Origin of the sequence: Paenibacillus sp. LX16 (assembly GCF_036252815.1) — a bacterium.
In the GTDB taxonomy this organism is placed as follows: Bacteria; Bacillota; Bacilli; order Paenibacillales; family Paenibacillaceae; genus Paenibacillus; species Paenibacillus polymyxa_B.
The window spans coordinates 1638760-1656571 of sequence record NZ_CP141152.1; the positions used below are offsets into that span (position 1 = coordinate 1638760).

11 protein-coding genes and 1 tRNA gene are annotated in these 17812 nt (G+C 46.4%); 11 read left to right on the forward strand and 1 reads right to left on the reverse strand.

All coding sequences use genetic code 11. The features are described 5' to 3' along the window. Nucleotides 1-116 precede the first annotated feature (116 nt). From T3H97_RS07520 to zapA, 7 genes are all read left to right on the forward strand, one after another. A complete protein-coding gene (locus T3H97_RS07520) occupies nucleotides 117-2258 on the forward strand; it encodes a bifunctional diguanylate cyclase/phosphodiesterase (RefSeq protein WP_328802158.1) in 2142 nt (713 codons plus the stop codon). A 107-nt stretch (nucleotides 2259-2365) separates the two neighbouring features. After that, nucleotides 2366-2436: transfer RNA gene (locus T3H97_RS07525), tRNA-Gly, on the forward strand. 309 nt (nucleotides 2437-2745) lie between these two features. Continuing rightward, a complete protein-coding gene (locus T3H97_RS07530) occupies nucleotides 2746-3747 on the forward strand; it encodes a polysaccharide lyase family 1 protein (RefSeq protein ID WP_328802798.1) in 1002 nt (333 codons plus the stop codon). 365 nt (nucleotides 3748-4112) lie between these two features. Then, nucleotides 4113-5963, forward strand: a complete 1851-nt coding sequence (gene abc-f / locus T3H97_RS07535) for a ribosomal protection-like ABC-F family protein (protein WP_328802799.1) — start codon at nucleotides 4113-4115, stop codon at nucleotides 5961-5963. A gap of 449 nt (nucleotides 5964-6412) precedes the next feature. Beyond that, the gene (gene pheS, locus T3H97_RS07540) at nucleotides 6413-7444 is read left to right on the forward strand and encodes a phenylalanine--tRNA ligase subunit alpha (RefSeq protein ID WP_269321413.1); all 1032 of its coding nucleotides are present in this window, start codon (nucleotides 6413-6415) and stop codon (nucleotides 7442-7444) included. A 28-nt stretch (nucleotides 7445-7472) separates the two neighbouring features. Next, the gene (pheT, locus tag T3H97_RS07545) at nucleotides 7473-9920 is read left to right on the forward strand and encodes a phenylalanine--tRNA ligase subunit beta (protein WP_328802159.1); all 2448 of its coding nucleotides are present in this window, start codon (nucleotides 7473-7475) and stop codon (nucleotides 9918-9920) included. 209 nt (nucleotides 9921-10129) lie between these two features. Beyond that, nucleotides 10130-12154 (forward strand): cell division protein ZapA, encoded by a 2025-nt coding sequence (gene zapA, locus T3H97_RS07550; RefSeq protein WP_328802160.1) that lies wholly within the window; start codon nucleotides 10130-10132, stop codon nucleotides 12152-12154. A 151-nt stretch (nucleotides 12155-12305) separates the two neighbouring features. On the opposite strand, the gene T3H97_RS07555 is transcribed toward zapA, so the two are convergent. Beyond that, the gene (locus T3H97_RS07555; protein ID WP_104495093.1) at nucleotides 12306-12665 is read right to left on the reverse strand and encodes a phage holin family protein; all 360 of its coding nucleotides are present in this window, start codon (nucleotides 12663-12665) and stop codon (nucleotides 12306-12308) included. A gap of 152 nt (nucleotides 12666-12817) precedes the next feature. Here T3H97_RS07555 and T3H97_RS07560 point away from each other — a divergent pair, with 152 nt between their 5' ends. The 4 genes from T3H97_RS07560 to T3H97_RS07575 all read left to right on the forward strand — a co-directional run bounded on the left by T3H97_RS07560 (nucleotide 12818) and on the right by T3H97_RS07575 (nucleotide 17791). Then, nucleotides 12818-15187 carry an endonuclease MutS2 gene (locus tag T3H97_RS07560; protein WP_328802161.1) on the forward strand — a complete coding sequence of 790 codons (2370 nt, stop codon included), beginning with the start codon at nucleotides 12818-12820 and terminating at the stop codon, nucleotides 15185-15187. A 58-nt stretch (nucleotides 15188-15245) separates the two neighbouring features. Beyond that, entirely contained in the window at nucleotides 15246-15659 is a 414-nt protein-coding gene (locus T3H97_RS07565; RefSeq protein ID WP_103047721.1) for a DUF350 domain-containing protein, read from the forward strand. A 54-nt stretch (nucleotides 15660-15713) separates the two neighbouring features. Then, nucleotides 15714-16421: a hypothetical protein gene (locus T3H97_RS07570; protein WP_328802162.1), complete on the forward strand. Its 708-nt coding sequence runs from the start codon at nucleotides 15714-15716 to the stop codon at nucleotides 16419-16421. Between the two features lie 116 nt (nucleotides 16422-16537). After that, nucleotides 16538-17791 carry an MFS transporter gene (locus tag T3H97_RS07575; protein ID WP_328802163.1) on the forward strand — a complete coding sequence of 418 codons (1254 nt, stop codon included), beginning with the start codon at nucleotides 16538-16540 and terminating at the stop codon, nucleotides 17789-17791. Nucleotides 17792-17812 lie beyond the last annotated feature (21 nt).

Below are 17812 nucleotides of genomic sequence, written 5' to 3' on the forward strand. Positions count from 1 at the left end.
TATATACCAGAATACAACATTATTTTTGATACTATAGACTTAAACAACGGCTTCCAAAGCTGTCAAACGTCTTAGATAATCGGAATCTCCGATATGCAGGGGGCTGAAGAGGCTGAATGAGTATACGGCTGGAAGTAAAAAAAACGATAGGTATCGGCATTGCTTCGATAGTTTTGTTTGTCTTGGTTCAGTTATTTCACGTAACTTTGAATAAGATATACTCCCATAATGTTTTTTTCTTGTTATATCCGATTATAGGGTTTTCCTGTGCAGCGATTTGTTTTTCTATTTTTTATCAATCCTGGTCCGTTTTGCTGGAACAGTTATCCTTGCAGAGACTTCTTATTGCCCCTACGTTTTTGGTGGCTGGTCTGCTTTACCTTGTTCATATTGTTTCGTTTAGTTTCGTAAGCCTGACGGACTTTGCTTTGTCTCCGGGCATTTCGTTATGGCTGCTATTTATAAATCGTGCCTTTACTTCTGTCTTGCTCTTATGTGTTTGTTTCCTTCCGTTTAGAAAGACGAAGTCTGAATACAAGACAGTGGCTTTGTGGGCAGGGATAGGCTGCACTTTGCTGATTCTAGGAGTTATTAAGACATTTGGTGCAGGTTTACCTGATCTACGTATACGATACGAAATAGGCAACCTGGGCTGGACGTTAAATTTGGCTGTCATGTTACTACTTGTGTTCACTTTTATTTTCGGGGTGCGAAAATATCGGAAAGCCCTCCCGGCGGAGTTGGGCATGTTACTTATTGTTCATGGGATTGGGCTATGTGTTGTGAGTCAGTTGTTCTATTTATTTTCTGAGCAAATGAGCGATATTAATCACCTTTTGGGACTTTTGACCAACGCGGTAGCATTTTATAACATGTTGAGCGGTCTGGTCCGGCTGATGGTACTGGTTCCTTATCGCGAAAAGCAGGCAGCAGAATCTGAGTTTAATCACATTGCTTATAATGATGATATAACAGGACTCCCCAATCGTCGCCGCCTTTCCCAACGCTTAGATAAAATATTGCGCAAATCATTGAAATCGGATGAGACAGTAGCACTTTTAGTACTAAATATTGATCGTTTCAAGGCGATTAATGATTCGCTTGGACATACGGCAGGGAATTATTTGCTGTATGCAGTAGGTGAACGCTTAGGGCATTTTAGCCATGAAGGGGAAGCTGTCTTTAGCATGGGCGGAGATGAATTTGCCTTTCTTCTAACGGGATACGAAGATACAGATGCTATGAGAAATCGTATTGATGATATGGTGAAGCTGTTCGATCAGCCTTTCGATATTAATGGTGAGTCTTATCATGTGACGGTGAGCGTTGGTATAGCTTTGTACCCGTTGGATGCGAATCAGAGTGAACAGCTTATTCAGCAGGCGGATACGGCTGTCCATAGTGCCAAAGAGCAGGGAGTGAATTTTCAGCGGTATGCTAGTGCGATGCAGATGCGAGCGCATGAAAGACTCCAGCTGGAAAACGATCTGCGGCGAGCACTTGAAAATGAGGAATTTTCATTGGTATATCAACCACGTGTCCACCTGCAAAGTGGCGAGCTAACGAGTTTGGAGGCGCTGGTGCGATGGAATCATCCTCATCGTGGGATGGTGATGCCGGGCGATTTTATTCCGGTGGCTGAAGAAAGTGGTTTAATTGTGCCCTTGGGGGAATGGGTGTTAAGGGAGGCCTGTCTGCAAAATAAGCAGTGGCAGGAGCTCGGGTACCCACCAATCCCGATTTCGGTCAATTTATCCATGCGCCAATTTCAGCAAAAAAAGCTGGTGGATGTCATTCGGGGCATTTTGACCTATACGGAACTTGAAGCCCGCTATCTAGAGCTGGAAATTACCGAGAGTATGACTTTTGATAAGGATCGGGCTTTTGAACAGTTGAAAAAAATAAAGGCTATTGGTGTTGCAATCAGTATTGATGATTTTGGAACTGGCTATAGCTCATTGCATTATTTGAAGAATCTCCCGATTGATCGTCTAAAAATTGACCGTTCCTTTGTAAATGAGGTACTGGTTGACAGCAAAAATGCGGCAATTGTATCTACTATTGCCTCCATGGCTCACCATTTGAAGCTGAAGGTTACGGCTGAAGGGGTGGAAAATGAGGAGCAGCTTCATTTTTTGCAGGCACAGGATTGTCATGAGGGTCAGGGATATTACTTTAGTCGCCCTATTCCTGCAGAAGTCTTTGAAAAATTGTTTTTACGTAAACCTATGAATTGGCTGGCTCAGGATAGTATGTAGTATGCTTGCATTTTGCTGAAAGGTAAGTTATACTAAATAACATCCTGATTCAGCTGGTTGACGATATGTTAAGCGTGTCATACATAAGAATCGAGATGTTATAAAATGCGGGTGTAGTTCAATGGTAGAACTTCAGCCTTCCAAGCTGATAGCGTGGGTTCGATTCCCATCACCCGCTTACTGTTTTAAGAAGTTCGAAACCCTTGTACGCAAGGGTTTTTGTTTTGTGTGGAACTAGAAAATTACATTTTAGCCGGGGTGCCAATGGGGTATCACGGCTTTTTGCGTTCTTACGAACCATTTTTACATTGATGCACAAAATAAAATGTAAAATATTTAGCTTAGATGCTATAAATAAACAGATAAAAAGAACTATTTACCATTTAGATAAAAAATAAGTATAGTCTCCTTATTGGGATTTAACATAAAAAAGGATGGTGTAGCTGCAATGATGAAAATTTCTTTTCTTTTTTTAGCATTAACTTTTATGCTGTTTACTTTTCCAGCAAGTTCTACGTCCGCCGCTGCTGATTTTCCAAATACGTCGACGAATGGAATGATTGGTTTTGCCGGAAAGGCTAAAAGCGAAAACGGAGCTTCCAAACCTGCCACAACCGGGGGGAAAAACGGTCAGGTTATCTATATCAATAATCTAAATGATTTGAAAAACCAATTAGGGGATTCAACTCCTAAAATTCTGGTAATCGAAAAAAATATTTCTGCCTCCTCTAAAACCGTGGTTAACATTGGTTCCAACAAATCACTCATTGGTTCTTACGCGCAAAACAAGCTGGTGAACATTCATTTGAAAACAACGAATAATTCAGGAAATGTGATCTTTCAAAATTTAACTTTTGAGCACAGTGCCAACATTAACGGTAACGATGACATCCAACTTTATCTTACTGCGGGCACAAATTATTGGATTGATCATGTTACGTTTGCAGGTCACACTTATAATGCGAATGGCTCGGATCTGGACAAACTTTTGTACATAGGTCAATCAGCTGATTATGTAACCATTAGTAACTCTAAATTTGCTAATCATAAATATGGTCTCATTTTGGGGTACCCTGATGATGGCAATAAAAATTATGATGGCATGCCTCATATCACGATCGCCAATAATTATTTTGAAAACCTACTTGTACGTGGCCCAGGACTCATGAGATATGGATATTTTCATGTTAAAAATAATTATATTAATAATTTCCAGCTTGCTTACACCATTGCTACGAATGCAAGAATCTATTCTGAGTACAACTACTTTGGAAAAGGTAGTGAAAAGGGCGGTATTCTTGATGATAAAGCCAATGGCGAGTTTAAAGATGTGGGGAGTTTTCCCGCCATCAACAACCAAAAATCGCGTGTAACCAGCTGGAATCCAAGCAAAAACTATAGCTATCAGGTTCAGACTCCTGAATATACTAAAGAGTTTGTAACGAAATATGCAGGTTCGTCCAATACGACTTTGGTATTTGGAAAATAACGCGGGTTATTTGCAAAAATGTTGTGATCTGCTATACTGACTGCAAGTAAGTATCCCATGAAAAGGAAGGTAACCATACGTCCGATGAAGTAAGCACACTGATTTTCCCACTTAACTGCACAGTTACTGGCAGGCGGCTGTAAGCTGCAACGGGAGAAGTGTGTCTGAAAATGAATGTAGGGACGTATGCGTTTATTCCGGAACGGGATTTGGCTTATTCGTTTACGGTGTTATTTTTCATAAGCGTATGTTCTGAAACGATTCATAACAGTCATTCTATATTCCTTGTATGCAAGCCGCAGCCTTCTGCGGCTTTTTTTATTGCTTCCGGGATCAAAAAACCGGACTGGGAAAGGATGATCGGTATGAGAACGATTTTGCGTATTCGCAATGTAGTAAAGGATTGGAACGGGACATCTTTATTTGAGAATGTGTCGTTGGATGTGATGGAAGGAGAACGGCTCGCACTGTTTGGAAGAAATGGAGCAGGTAAAACGACGCTATTGCGAATATTGCTGGGAGATGAAGCGCCAACCTCTGGTCAAGTAGAGCATGATTTGCCACTGGAAGAGCGGGGCTGGCTGAAGCAGCAGGATACGGTGGATTGGTCTCGAACCGCACTGGAGGCCGCACAGCAGGCCAGCCCTCGGCATTGGCTCCTCAAGCAAGCGTTGGGACAGCTGGAAGCTGACCTAGCCGATGCTGGGAAGGATATGGAGCATCATTTGGAGCGTTACGGCGAGCTGATGGATGAATACGAACGCCTGCAAGGCTTTGCCTGGGAGTCTGAGGTGGAAAAGGCGCTCACTCGAATGGGAATGCCTGCCCAGACGTGGTCCATTGCTTATGGTGACCTGAGTGGCGGACAGAAGACGAGAGTGCGGTTAGCCGGACTGATGGTCAGGCAGCCGAAGCTGCTGGTGCTGGATGAGCCGACCAACCATTTGGATGCCGAAAGCTTGCTTTGGCTGGAGCAGTGGCTGTCCACGTATCCAGGAACGTTGCTGTTTGTGTCGCATGACAGAGCCTTTTTGGATCGGGTGGCTACAAGTATAGTTGAGCTCACATCGACGGGTATTGGGCGCTATAAAGGCGGTTATAAGGAATATAAAGCACAAAAGGAGCGGGAACTGCGGGAGCAGGAAGCCAGCTATCGCAAGCAAGAGCTGGCGAAACAGGCGCTGGAGGAAACGATTCGAAATTACAGGGAATGGTTTCATCAGGCGCATCGTGGCGCATCCAAGGTTGAGATGGCCGTTACGCAGAGCTTTTATAAGGCCAAGGCTAAAAAAAATATTTCCCGTTACCATGCGAAGGAGAAGGAACTGGAGCGACTGGAGGCCAACAGAGTAGAGCAACCGCGTGAGGCTGCGTCTTTGCACATGAAATTAAGTGACAGCGGGTTTCAGGCAAAATATTTGCTGCGTGCTGAGCAGGTTGGTTTTAATTACGACGACCGAGTCATTGTAGAGGGTCTCAATTTGAACATTGTACGTGGAGACCGCCTCGCTGTTCGAGGACCGAATGGAATTGGCAAGACAACGCTGCTTCGGTTATTAACGGGTCAACTGGAACCGCAGACAGGAAAGATCACAGCCAACCCACAGTTAAACATCGGATATTTTTCACAGGAGCTGGAGCAGCTTCCGGAGGATCAAACGTTGCTGGACAGTCTGCTTGCACTCCCGACGATGACTCAAACAGAAGCGAGAACGGTGTTGGGCTGCTTTCTTTTTGCGAAAGAGGACGTGTTTAAAAGGATCGGGACACTCAGTATGGGAGAAAAATGCAGGGTAGCTTTTCTGCGTCTGTACTTTAGTGGAGCCAACCTGCTGGTGCTGGATGAACCCACGAATTATTTTGACATTGAAACCCGTGAAATTGTAGAGGATTCTTTACGCAACTATGATGGAGCACTGGTGCTCGTCTCACATGATCGGGAGCTGGTGAGGTGCACGGCAACCCGGTTACTAGATATGAAGCCGGGAGGCGGATATGAAATTTATGAGGGGACAGCCGACGAAAAGCAGGAAGATGAGCAGAGCCGCCAACGGGAGCCAGAAGATCAGGAGCTGCGTGAGGAACGGCTTCGATTACAATTGCGTCTTACAGAGTTGATGGGAGTGACGGGCACGAATGACGAAAATGAGAAGTTGTTGAACGAAATCAGGTGCATTCGTGCAAATCTGGAGCGGTTGGATGATCTCGATATCTAAAGGAATGAAACGTATGCCCTGCTTGCCAAAGCGCGGTAGTTTGCATATAATAATGAACAATAGTTCGAATTTTTGAAAATGTCTTGATGGAGAAGAGTAGACAGTGTCCGATTGAACAGGGAGGAAGCGCCGTAGGATTGAGAGCGTTTCTGCAAATACTGGGCTGTTGAAGTTCGCTCCGGAGCAGTTCCTTGAACCTCAGGCGCCATGTGAATGGCGAATGTGCAAGTAGGGGATACCGGTTCACGACCGTTACAACGTGCAGAGCGAGACGATGATGCACAGCATGAACAATCACCTGTAACTAGTGCCGTAAGGCAGAACGCCAGGTGAGCTGAGCTTATTGTCTAACGAGGGTGGTACCACGGTCTTTTCGTCCCTTACCGGGAGAAAAGACCTTTTTTTGTTGTCTGAAAAGCTGGATATGAAGAAAGGGGACTGAACAGGCGATGAGCGAAACCATCCAAATGAAGGAACATTTGCTGGCCTTGAAGGAAGAAGCACTGGAAGTATTGGAGAAGGTGGCAACACCCAAGGAGCTGGCTGATCTACGGGTCAAATACTCGGGGAAAAAGGGCGCATTGACTGAAATTTTGCGCGGTATGGGCAAGCTGAGCGCGGAAGAGCGTCCGGTTGTTGGACAGGTCGCCAATGAGGTGCGCGAGGCGATTGAAGAAGTCGTTAACCGTAAGCAGGACGAGTTCACGAAAGCAGAAACGAATGAGCGTTTGCAAGCGGAAAAGATCGACGTTACACTGCCTGGACGCGCGTTGCCGCAAGGTGGACTGCACCCGCTCAACAAAGTGATTGAGCAAATCGAGGATATTTTTACAGGTATGGGCTATCGAGTGGCTGAGGGCCCACAGGCAGAGACGGATTATTATAACTTCGAAGCATTGAATCTGCCTAAAAATCACCCCGCACGGGATATGCAGGATTCATTTTACCTGACCGAGGATCTGTTGATGCGTACCCATACGTCACCAGTTCAGATTCGTGCGATGGAAGCGATGAAGGGCGAAACGCCTATTAAGGTTATCTGTCCGGGTACGGTTTTCCGACGTGATGATGACGATGCAACGCATTCTTTTCAATTCCACCAAATTGAAGGGCTTGTCATTGGAAAAGACATTCGTATGAGTGATTTGAAAGGAACCTTACTTCAATTTGCACGCGAAATGTTCGGAGAATCAACCGAAATCCGTTTGCGCCCAAGCTTCTTTCCGTTCACAGAGCCGAGTGCTGAAGTAGACGTGACTTTTGTGAAGAAAAATGGCGAACGCGTATGGATTGAAATTTTAGGCTGTGGCATGGTCCATCCGAAAGTGCTGGAGATGGGCGGTTTTGATCCCGAGGTGTACAGCGGCTTTGCATTCGGTATGGGTGTAGAGCGGATTGCTATATTGAAATACGGTATCGACGATATTCGTCATTTTTATAACAGTGACCTGTCGTTCCTGAAACAGTTTGCGCGTCAATAAACAACTATATCAAGGGAAGTGAACCCATATGAAAGTATCATTCGAGTGGCTGTCCGAGTATGTATCGCTGGATCAGGTAAGCGCGGAGGATCTAGCAGAGAAAATCACCCGTTCGGGCATAGAAATTGATGAGGTCGAGCAGCGCAATCAAGGGATTACTGGCGTCGTTGTCGGCTATGTTAAAAGCAAGGAAAAGCATCCAGATGCTGATAAGCTGAATGTATGTATTGTCGATGCAGGTCAAGAGGAAGATCTGCAAATCGTGTGTGGTGCCAAAAACGTGGATGCAGGTCAAAAGGTTCCTGTTGCAGTTGTAGGTGCCAAGTTGCCGGGAGATTTCCACATTAAAAAGGCCAAGCTACGTGGTGTTGTATCCATGGGCATGATCTGCTCGGCCAAAGAACTGGGCATGAATGATAAGCTGCTTCCAAAGGAATTGCAAGAAGGTATTTTGGTGCTGCCTGAGGATGCTGAAATTGGTATGTCAATTACGAAGCTGCTGGCGCTGGATGATCAGGTGCTGGATTTTGATCTCACACCCAACCGTTCGGATTGCCTGAGCATGCATGGAGCAGCATATGAAGTGAGTGCGATTCTGGGACGTGACATTTCGCTGGCTGACCCGGCTAAGGATCTGGTGGAAATTAGCGATGCAGCGGCAGATCATCTGTCTGTGAAGGTAGATACTCCTGAACTGTGCACGCACTATGCGGCCCGTTATATCACAGGTGTAAAAGTGGGGGCTTCCCCGTTATGGATTCAAAACCGTCTGATGGCGGCAGGTGTTCGTCCGATCAACAACATCGTAGATATTACGAACTACGTTATGCTGGAATACGGTCAGCCGTTGCATGCTTTTGATGCGGATAAGCTGGAAAATGGAAATATTGAAGTTCGACTCGCTCGTGCAGGCGAAACATTGATTACACTTGACGATCAGGAGCGTAAATTGGAGCCGCATATGCTGCTGATTACAGACGGTGTGAAACCCATTGCATTAGCAGGCGTGATGGGTGGAGCCAACTCCGAGGTTACGGATGCGACGGTCAGCATTGCGCTGGAATCTGCGAAGTTTGACGGCGGTACAGTTCGCAAAACATCCCGTCAACTTGGACTGCGTTCAGAAGCAAGTCTGCGTTTTGAAAAAGAGGTTGATCCAGGCGCTGTTGTGCCTGCTGTGAATCGTGCAGCTGCGCTGATTCAGCGTTATGCGGGAGGCACTGTACATCAGGGCATCGTAGAATCAGCGTCTGCAAAAGCTGAAAACCGCATTATCAAGCTGTCGCTAGATAAAATAAACCGATATTTGGGAACCGAACTGTCGCTGCTTGAGGTGAAAACGATTTTCGGTAGACTTCATTTTGGATGTGGCGACGCAGAGCAAGGGGTACTGGAAGTTCAAGTTCCTACACGCCGTGGAGATATTACCATTGACGTGGACTTAATCGAAGAGGTAGCTCGTCTGTATGGTTACGACAATATCCCGACCACGCCGATTGAAGGTCCTACAACTCCGGGAGCTTTGACAGCATCGCAATCATTGCGCCGCTCCCTGCGCAGATTGCTGGCTCATGGTGGTTGGCAGGAGACGATCAGCTACTCTTTTGTACATCCGCAAAGTACGGGGTTATTTAATGCCCTGACAGAAGGTAGCCATCCGGTACGTTTGGCTATGCCTATGAGCGAAGACCGTAGTGTTTTGCGTACGAGTATCATTCCACAGATGCTGGATACAGCGGTGTACAACATGAATCGCAAGCAAGACAATCTGGCGATTTTTGAGATGGGAACGGTATTTTATACAGAGGAACAAACATTAACCCGTCAGCCGCAGGAAATTCAAGTGCTTAGTCTACTACTGACTGGGGTACGCCGTGAAAAACAATGGAATATTGGTGCTGAAAAGGTTGATTTCTTTGATATTAAAGGCGCGCTTGAAACGGTGTTTGACTATTTCGGATTGAGTGCCAGCATTCGTTATGTGGCTGACCAACCGCAAAGCTACCACCCGGGCCGTTCCGCTTCAATATGGCTGGATGTGAATGGAAACTCTCAACGGATCGGTACCATTGGGCAGATACATCCAGAGCTGCAACAATCTTATGGGTTGAACGATACGTATGTAGCGGAAATTGCGTTACAACAGGTCGTTGAACACGCAAACTCTCATATTCAGTTCAGAGAGCTGGCTCGCTTCCCATCCGTGGAACGTGACATTGCCCTCGTGGTGAATAAAGACGTTGAGGCAGGTGAACTGCTTCGTGTTATTCACGCTGCAGGCGGAGAGCTGTTGCAGGATGCACGAGTGTTTGATGTATTTACAGGCAGTAAGCTTGGTGAAGATAAGAAGAGCGTAGCTATCTCTCTGACCTATCGTCATTGGGAACATACGTTGACGGATGAAGAGATCAATGCGGCGCATACTCCTGTCGTTACGTCTCTGGAACAAACTTTTGGAGCGGAATTGAGAAAGTAGCAGGAAATGCGGGAAGCCGTATCGAATCTTAGTGACAGAGGTTCGATACGGCTTTTTGGCCTATCATCATAGAAGCTCTCTTACTCTGATATTTACCCGCTGCGGGGAAGCCGGACTAATAAGGTTGAACGCTTCACGGAAGGCGGGTTACCATAGTACCGGACACACCTTAGAATCAACATACAGTAGTATTGAAGGAGGGCATAATTGTGACTACACCAGATCGTACTCGCGTCACTGTAGAGATCTACGGTACTTCTTATAAACTCGTCGGCAGCAATACCGATTATATGAAGCAGGTTGCCAATTACGTGGATGAACGTATGCACAGCATTTCTCAAGCTCATTCGCGTCTGGATATGCCCCGAATTGCCGTGCTGGCTGCGGTTCATATGGCAGAAGAAGCTGTACAAATCCAGGAAATTCAGAGTCATATGAACCGCTTAGCAGCGGAACGAGCAGAGCTCCGGGGAGATCTGGCGCAACTCCAGACGGCTCTGGGGGAACAGCAGCAAAAAAATACAGATATGCATCAATCTCTTATTCAACTAAAGGAAGAAAAGGAAGCAACGCAGAAGAAGCTGATGGAAACCGAATCTGTATCAGCCAAGGAGATTGCCCAATTGAAGGCAAAGCTGGAACAGCAGGAGAAAAAAGCGGCTGAACTTGAAAATGGACAAAAACAAGCTAAACGTGAATTGGAGGAGTCTCGCCAAGAAGCTTCTCGCAAGCTGAAAGAGCAGCAGGAGGCGGCTAATGCCCGTATCCGGCAGATAGAAGAGCAGATGAAGAAGGAAGTAGCTGAAGCGGCTAAACAGGCTGAAGCCAAGCTGTCAGCTGCAGAGAAGACTCATCAGGAGCAAAAGCGTACAGAACTGGACAAGCTGCGATCTGCTTTGCAGCAAGAGCATAGTAAGAAGGTAAGCGAATGGCAGACCAAGTGCTCAGGGCTGAATGAGCAGCTGGAGCAGGAACGTAAACAGGCTGAATTAGCGTTAAATGAAGAAAAGCTCCAGCATCAGGAAGCGCAGAAACGAGCTGATGAAGCTGCACTGGAGCAGGAGATTCGGGTTGAGGAGCTTCAGGAACAATTAGAACAAGTACAGGCAGGCAGTACAGAGCTTGCTTCTCGTCTGGGAGAGGCTCAAGAACAAGCAAGAGTACTGAAGCAACAACAGTCCGAGCTGGAGTCTGTGCTGGAAACACAGCGACAGGCTGGGATAGAGCGAGAGCAGGCAGATACGCTTGCGCGTGAAAAACTGCAAAGCCGATATGATCAATTAGAAGCTGAAGCCAAGGCTACACAGCAGCAGACGGCTAAGCTGGAGGAAGAACAGCGGCGGATGCAGAAGCTGCTGGAGCAAGCTCACGTATCTTCTCGCAAGCTACAAAGTGAGCTGGCTGCGCTAGCTGAAAGCGAGAAGTCATGGAAGAAACTTGCAGAAAAACGCCAGTTGGCAGTTGATGAGCTAGAGCTCTCCCTGCTGGAAGCACGTGAACAGAAGGAAGCGATACAGGAGCAATTACAGCACGCAGCGGCTGAGCTCGAAGCTATTAATGATAAATTTGCTTCACAACAGCAACGGCTAGTTCAACTCGAAGCGAGAATCAAGGAGCTTTCACCTGAGCTGATTCGCGTTCAGGATGAGCTTGAGAAAGCCAAAGTCCGTGAGCAAGAGGGAGCTAAGGCGTATCAATCGCTTCAGGAGCAATATGGAAGCATGAAGAGCCGAGCTGGACAGCTGGAGCAAAATATCAAGCAGCTTCAACAGGAAGATCACGAACGACGGAGTAAACTGGAACGTGCTGAGGAAGAATCTCTAGAGTGGCAACTTAAATACGATCAGTTGAAGGCAGAAGCGGAACGTCTGGAAGCTGAAGATGCTGCCCGTAAAGAAGAATTTGCATCTTGGGAACGGGAAATAGCGGCAACCGTTGAACAAAAGGAACAGCTTCAGGAGGAGACTCGTTTGGCGGTTGAAGCTGCCAAAACGGCGAAAGCTGAACAGCAGTCCATAGAGCAGGAACGAATGGCCTTGCAGTCTGAATTGGACGAAGTGGGTCAAAAATATGAAATGGCGGCGCATCAGCTTCGTCTGTTGCAAGTACAACAGAACGTAGATCGGGAAAATACGGAGAAGATTTCTACGGAATTACGTCAATTACAGGAAGAATACACCAAGCTTCAAACAGAGTATAATGAATGGATTGAACTTATCGAACAGGATCAGTAGATACGGATTATAATTGTAAGGCAATCCCCGGCTGCTCATCGCCGGGGATTGTTTGTTTATTGTATCTACTCAGAGGTGTAAATGACAAAAAGCTGTCCTTTGGCAGATGAATTCTGCTTCGGGACAGCTTTGCCAGAAGCGATTACTGAAATTAATTCCCGTTTTTGCGACCGGCTTCAAACGGTGTCGATACCGGAATGAACAGGTCGATAATCCCAATAACCAATGCAGCGAGCAATGCGCCCAGAACGGAAACACTGACATGAGCGACGACATATTGAGCGATCCAGATCACCAGAGCGCTCACAAGAAAACCTACGATACCGCGTCCAAATGGAGAAACGCGTCGGCCGAACACTGCCTCGATGATGTAACCAACCAAGGCAATGACAATGGCAAGAATCAGTGCGCTCCAAAAGCCGCCTACACTAAATCCGGGAACGATCCAGCTTACGACCATCAGCACCAGAGCAGCAACGATGAAACGTACAATGTGCCCGAGAATGCTCACGGAATAACCTCCTTTGTTTTTTGAATTTACAGGGTTAGACAAAGGTTAGTGTGTGGCATGAAGAGCTTTCTTATGTGTAAAACAGAGTTGGCAAATAGCGTAAGTTTGCTGCTTTCGGTATAATATAGATATATGTGAAAGGAGTAGTGAAGTTGGACTCTAAAATTTTCAAAACCCTTGAATATCAAAAAATTCTAAATAAACTAAGTCACTATGCCCAAACGGCAACGGGACAACAGACAGCCCTTCGACTACAGCCAAGCGATGATTTGGAGCATATCAAGAAAATGCTGAAAGGCACGGATGAGGCCTATGCTGCTGATCGACTCAAAGGAGTGCCTTCATTTAACGGAGTAGTGGATATCACTCCGGCGGTGAAGCGTGCTCGTATTGGCGGAACGTTAAGCCCGCAGGAGTTGCTGGGCATTCGGACAACAGTTCAGGCCGCACGCCGTATACAGGTATACGTGACAAGTTTGCATGAAGAAAATCCTGTCGAAACATTGCTGTATTGGAGCGAGCAGCTTTCAGAGCAGAGAGGTTTAGAAAACTCCATTAAAGGCTGTATTGACGAAAATGCAGAGGTGCTGGATTCTGCCAGCACAGAGCTTTCGCAAATCCGTCGGGAGCTGCGTTCGGGAGAAGTGCGTATTCGTGAAAAGCTGGATTCCATGATTCGTTCCTCAACTGTATCTAAAATGCTTCAAGATCAGTTAATTACGATTCGTGGAGATCGGTTTGTGATCCCGGTTAAAGCCGAATACCGTTCATATTTTGGCGGAATTGTTCATGATCAATCCGGGTCTGGTGCAACATTGTTTATCGAGCCTGAATCCATCGTAGCCATGAACAATAAGCTGAGGGAAACAAGGCTGAGAGAAGAGCGTGAAATTGAAGTCATTTTACAAAAGTTGACCGCACTTGTCGCAGAACAAGCAGATATGTTGCTGTATGATGTGGACATATTGGGCAATCTTGATTTTATTTTTGCAAAAGCGCGTCTCGCCCGTGAAATGAAGGCAACCTTGCCTTTAATGAATGACCGCGGGTACTTGAAGCTGAAAAAGGGCAGGCATCCCCTAATTCCGTTGGAGCAGGTTGTTCCCATTGATGTGGAGTTGGGCAATTCATACACCTCCATTATCGTTACCGGGCCGAACACAGGGGGGAAAACTGTTACTCTGAAAACCATCGGTCTACTTAGTTTGATGGCGATGTCTGGACTGTTTGTACCTGTTGAGGATGAAAGTCAGCTGTGTGTATTTGATGCAATCTATGCCGATATTGGTGACGAGCAGAGCATTGAGCAAAACTTGAGTACATTTTCCAGTCACATGACCAATATCATTAGCATCCTGAAAAATATGACGCCCAAAAGTCTTGTATTGCTTGACGAAGTGGGAGCAGGAACGGATCCCGCGGAAGGCTCGGCTCTAGCTGTATCCATTTTGGAGCATATACATGCCATGGGTTGCCGTATGGTTGCCACGACTCACTATAGTGAATTGAAGGCGTATGCCTATGAGCGTAAAGGAATTATTAATGCAAGCATGGAGTTTGATGTCGCTACATTAAGCCCGACTTACCGCCTTCTGGTCGGTGTTCCCGGACGAAGTAATGCATTTGCTATTGCCGAACGATTGGGATTGCCAGGGCGTATTTTAGACTATGCCCGTGGTGAGGTAACGGAAGAAGACCAGCGCGTTGAGCACATGATTGCGTCACTGGAGCAGAATCGTTTGACAGCTGAGCAAGAACGGGAAAAAGCGGAGCAGCTGCGTAAGGAAATGGAAGCATTGCGTAGCCGTCATCAGACGGAGTTGGATAAGCTCGAGTCCCAACGGGACCGTATGCTGGAAAAAGCTGAGGACGAAGCAAGAGTTCTCGTGGATAAGGCTCGTAGTGAAGCAGAGAAAATCATTACTGATTTGCGTAAATTGGCTCAGGAAGAAGGGGCCTCGGTTAAGGAGCATAAGCTGATTGCAGCTCGCAGAGAACTGGATGAGGCTGAACCGAAGCAACGCAAGAAAAGTACCGTCAAACGCCCGGCCGCTACGCGTACTCGTTCTATCATGGCTGGCGATGAAGTATCCGTTCACAGTCTGAATAAAAAAGGCCACGTGGTTGAACTGTCCGGTACCAAGGAAGCTGTGGTTCAACTGGGGATCATGAAGATGAAAGTCAGTCTGGATGATCTGGAACTACTGCAACCTGCCCAAACAACGACTCCAAGAGTTCAAAAACCAGTGACTGGCGTTAAGCGGACACGGGATGATAACGTACGAAGTGAACTTGATCTTCGGGGGGCGAACGTGGAGGAAGCCTTGATGGAAGTGGACCGCTTCATGGATGAAGCGTTTCTGGCCAATCTGGGTCAGGTACACATTATTCATGGCAAAGGTACGGGTGTCCTGAGAACTGGTATTCAGGAGTACCTTCGCAAGCATAAACATGTGAAAAGCTACCGTATCGGTAATTACAATGAAGGCGGCACAGGGGTAACAGTTGCTGAATTGGAATAGCTATGGGTTGCCGGCTTTGCCGGGGAACGCTTGGTAGAACGGGAGGGACGAAGTGAAGATGGCGATTGATGAATTGCTGTCACATCCGTTGGGGATGATGCTGGGTTATTTCTCGGTGGCCGTGCTGGAGCTAATTGTATTTTTGTCGTGTTTTGAGCTGGTAACCCGCTATAAATGCTGGGAAGAGATCAAGCGCGGCAATGTTTCGGTAGCCATGGCTACGGGAGGGAAAATGTTCGGTATTTGCAACGTGCTCCGCTTTGCGATGGAAGCCAAATCCAGTGTGTATGATACGATGATTTGGTCGTTCGTTGGCTTTTTACTGCTACTTGCGGCGTACTTTCTTTTTGAGTTTCTGACACCGGTATTTTCTATCGATGAACAGATTAAAGAGGATAACCGTGCTGTCGGCTTGTTCTCCATGATTATTTCAATATCGTTATCTTATGTGATCGGTGCCAGTGTAACTTGACACATCCTGTATACTAGAGCTTGGTATACGCTTGGAACGGAAGGATGATAAAGCTTGGAAATGACTATTTGCCCATGGTGTAACATGGAAATTATTTGGGATGAAGAATTGGGACCTGAGGAAGAGTGTCCTTATTGCCATAATGATCTGAAAGGGTACTCTGACATCACTGATGATGAAGATGAGTCTGTTTCTCCACCTGTTCATAGACATGCCGATGAGCATGGACATGAAGAGATGAAACATGATCATGTGATTTCTGTAACCCCGGCGCCCCACTCTCATGGAAAAGAAGACCTGAAGGGTTATCGTACATTGAGTATTCAGCTCGGTGATGATGAGGAGCAGGATATTTTATATGAGGCAGAGGATGAAATCGTAGTTGAAAAACCGGTTGATGCACCGTTGTTGCAGGATAATGAGCTTCATAAGCTGCCTGTGCTGCATACTTTGCAAAAATTTGAAGAAAGCGGTGCGGATCTGATGGCTTATGAACAAGGCGCTGAACAAATACTCGACAGACAAGATGAGGTTCTTGAATGTTCCCAATGTGGAGAGTACATGCTGCATGCGGGTTCGCAAACCGTTACCAGAGAAGGCTTTGAACCGTCGATGTCGCCAGCGCTTGGCAAGCCTGTTCTGGATTTGCCGTTCGTCTTGAATGTTTATGTGTGTCCTAGCTGCTTCCATGTACAGCAGACACTGTCAGAGAATGACCGACTGCGGATGCTGGAGAAGCTCAGCGGTATTTCCAACAATTAAATAGCAATCCCCCGGATAGGCCCAAGCTCAATACGGGCATCTTAAATCGAAGAAATCTTTGAACAAGCTGGCTTGAAATAAGCTGATTGGTGATTTTTCGGTTAGGGGGAACTGCATTGAAATCAAACCTGAACGGACAATCCATTCTGCTATTAAGCTTGAATGGATTGTTTGTGTTTGCAGCAGCATTGTCAGGCACATTTCTTAACGTGTATTTGTGGAAAAGCAGGCAGGATTACGCGATGATCGGTTGGTTTAATGTCAGTCAACAAATTGCACTGGGAATTATGGTCTGGGTGGCTGGAAAGTGGGTCAAGGAACATAATAAAATGAATGCCCTGCGCGTGGGGACCGCATTATCCGGCCTATTTTATCTGATCGTGTTATATACGGGACCGCAGGCTGTGAACTACATATGGCCGCTCGGGATGTTGTTGGGTGCAGCATTAGGTTTATTCTGGCTGGCATTTAATGTAATTTTTTTCGAAGTCACAGATCAGGCAAGCCGCGATCATTTTAACGGATGGGTCGGTCTGCTGGGGTCGTTTTCCGGTATAGTGGGTCCTTGGCTGTCCGGTTGGATTATTGCCCGTATGGAGGATGACGCAGGTTACCGCGTCATATTCAGTATTTCCTTGGCCTTTTATGTCGTAGGAGTGGTGCTTAGTTTCTTTCTTCGCAAGCGTAAGCCGACAGGAAATTACAATTGGAAGGAGCCCAAGCAGCGATTGTCGCAAAAAGGGAGTATGTGGCGTCCGTTGTCGTTATCGCTTGTTGCCCAGGGTATCCGTGAAGGGGTTTTTGCCTTTCTGATTACACTGCTCGTGTATGTAGCTACTCAACAGGAATGGAAGCTGGCGCAGTTTTCACTTATTACATCTGCGGTTTCATTTTTCAGCTTTTGGGCTGTCGGAAAATGGCTCAAGCCACACTATCGTTCGGCGGGTATGCTGTTGGGTGCCGTATTGTTGGTGATCGCGCTTTTACCGTTATTGTGGCGTATGGAGTATAACACACTACTGATTATGGGGATCGGCACCGCTTTATTTATGCCCTTGTATTTAATTCCCATGATTTCTGCCAGCTTTGATTTAATGGGTACGAGTAAAGGAGATGCCAATCAGAGAGTGGAATTGGTTGTACTGCGCGAACTATGCTTAATGGTAGGCCGACTAACCGGAACACTCATTTTCTTGGGTGTCCTAAGTATCAGCAAGGCTCCCACGGCGATGATCTGGTTGTTGATTGGACTGGCATTGATGCCAGTGCTCGGATGGTTTTTTATGCGAAGTGTGCTGAAAATGGAACAAAAGACAAAGCAGAGCAAGTCTCATTCCCACGCACAACGCTGGCACAAGCAAACCGAATAGTTTAAAATACATTAAAAAAAG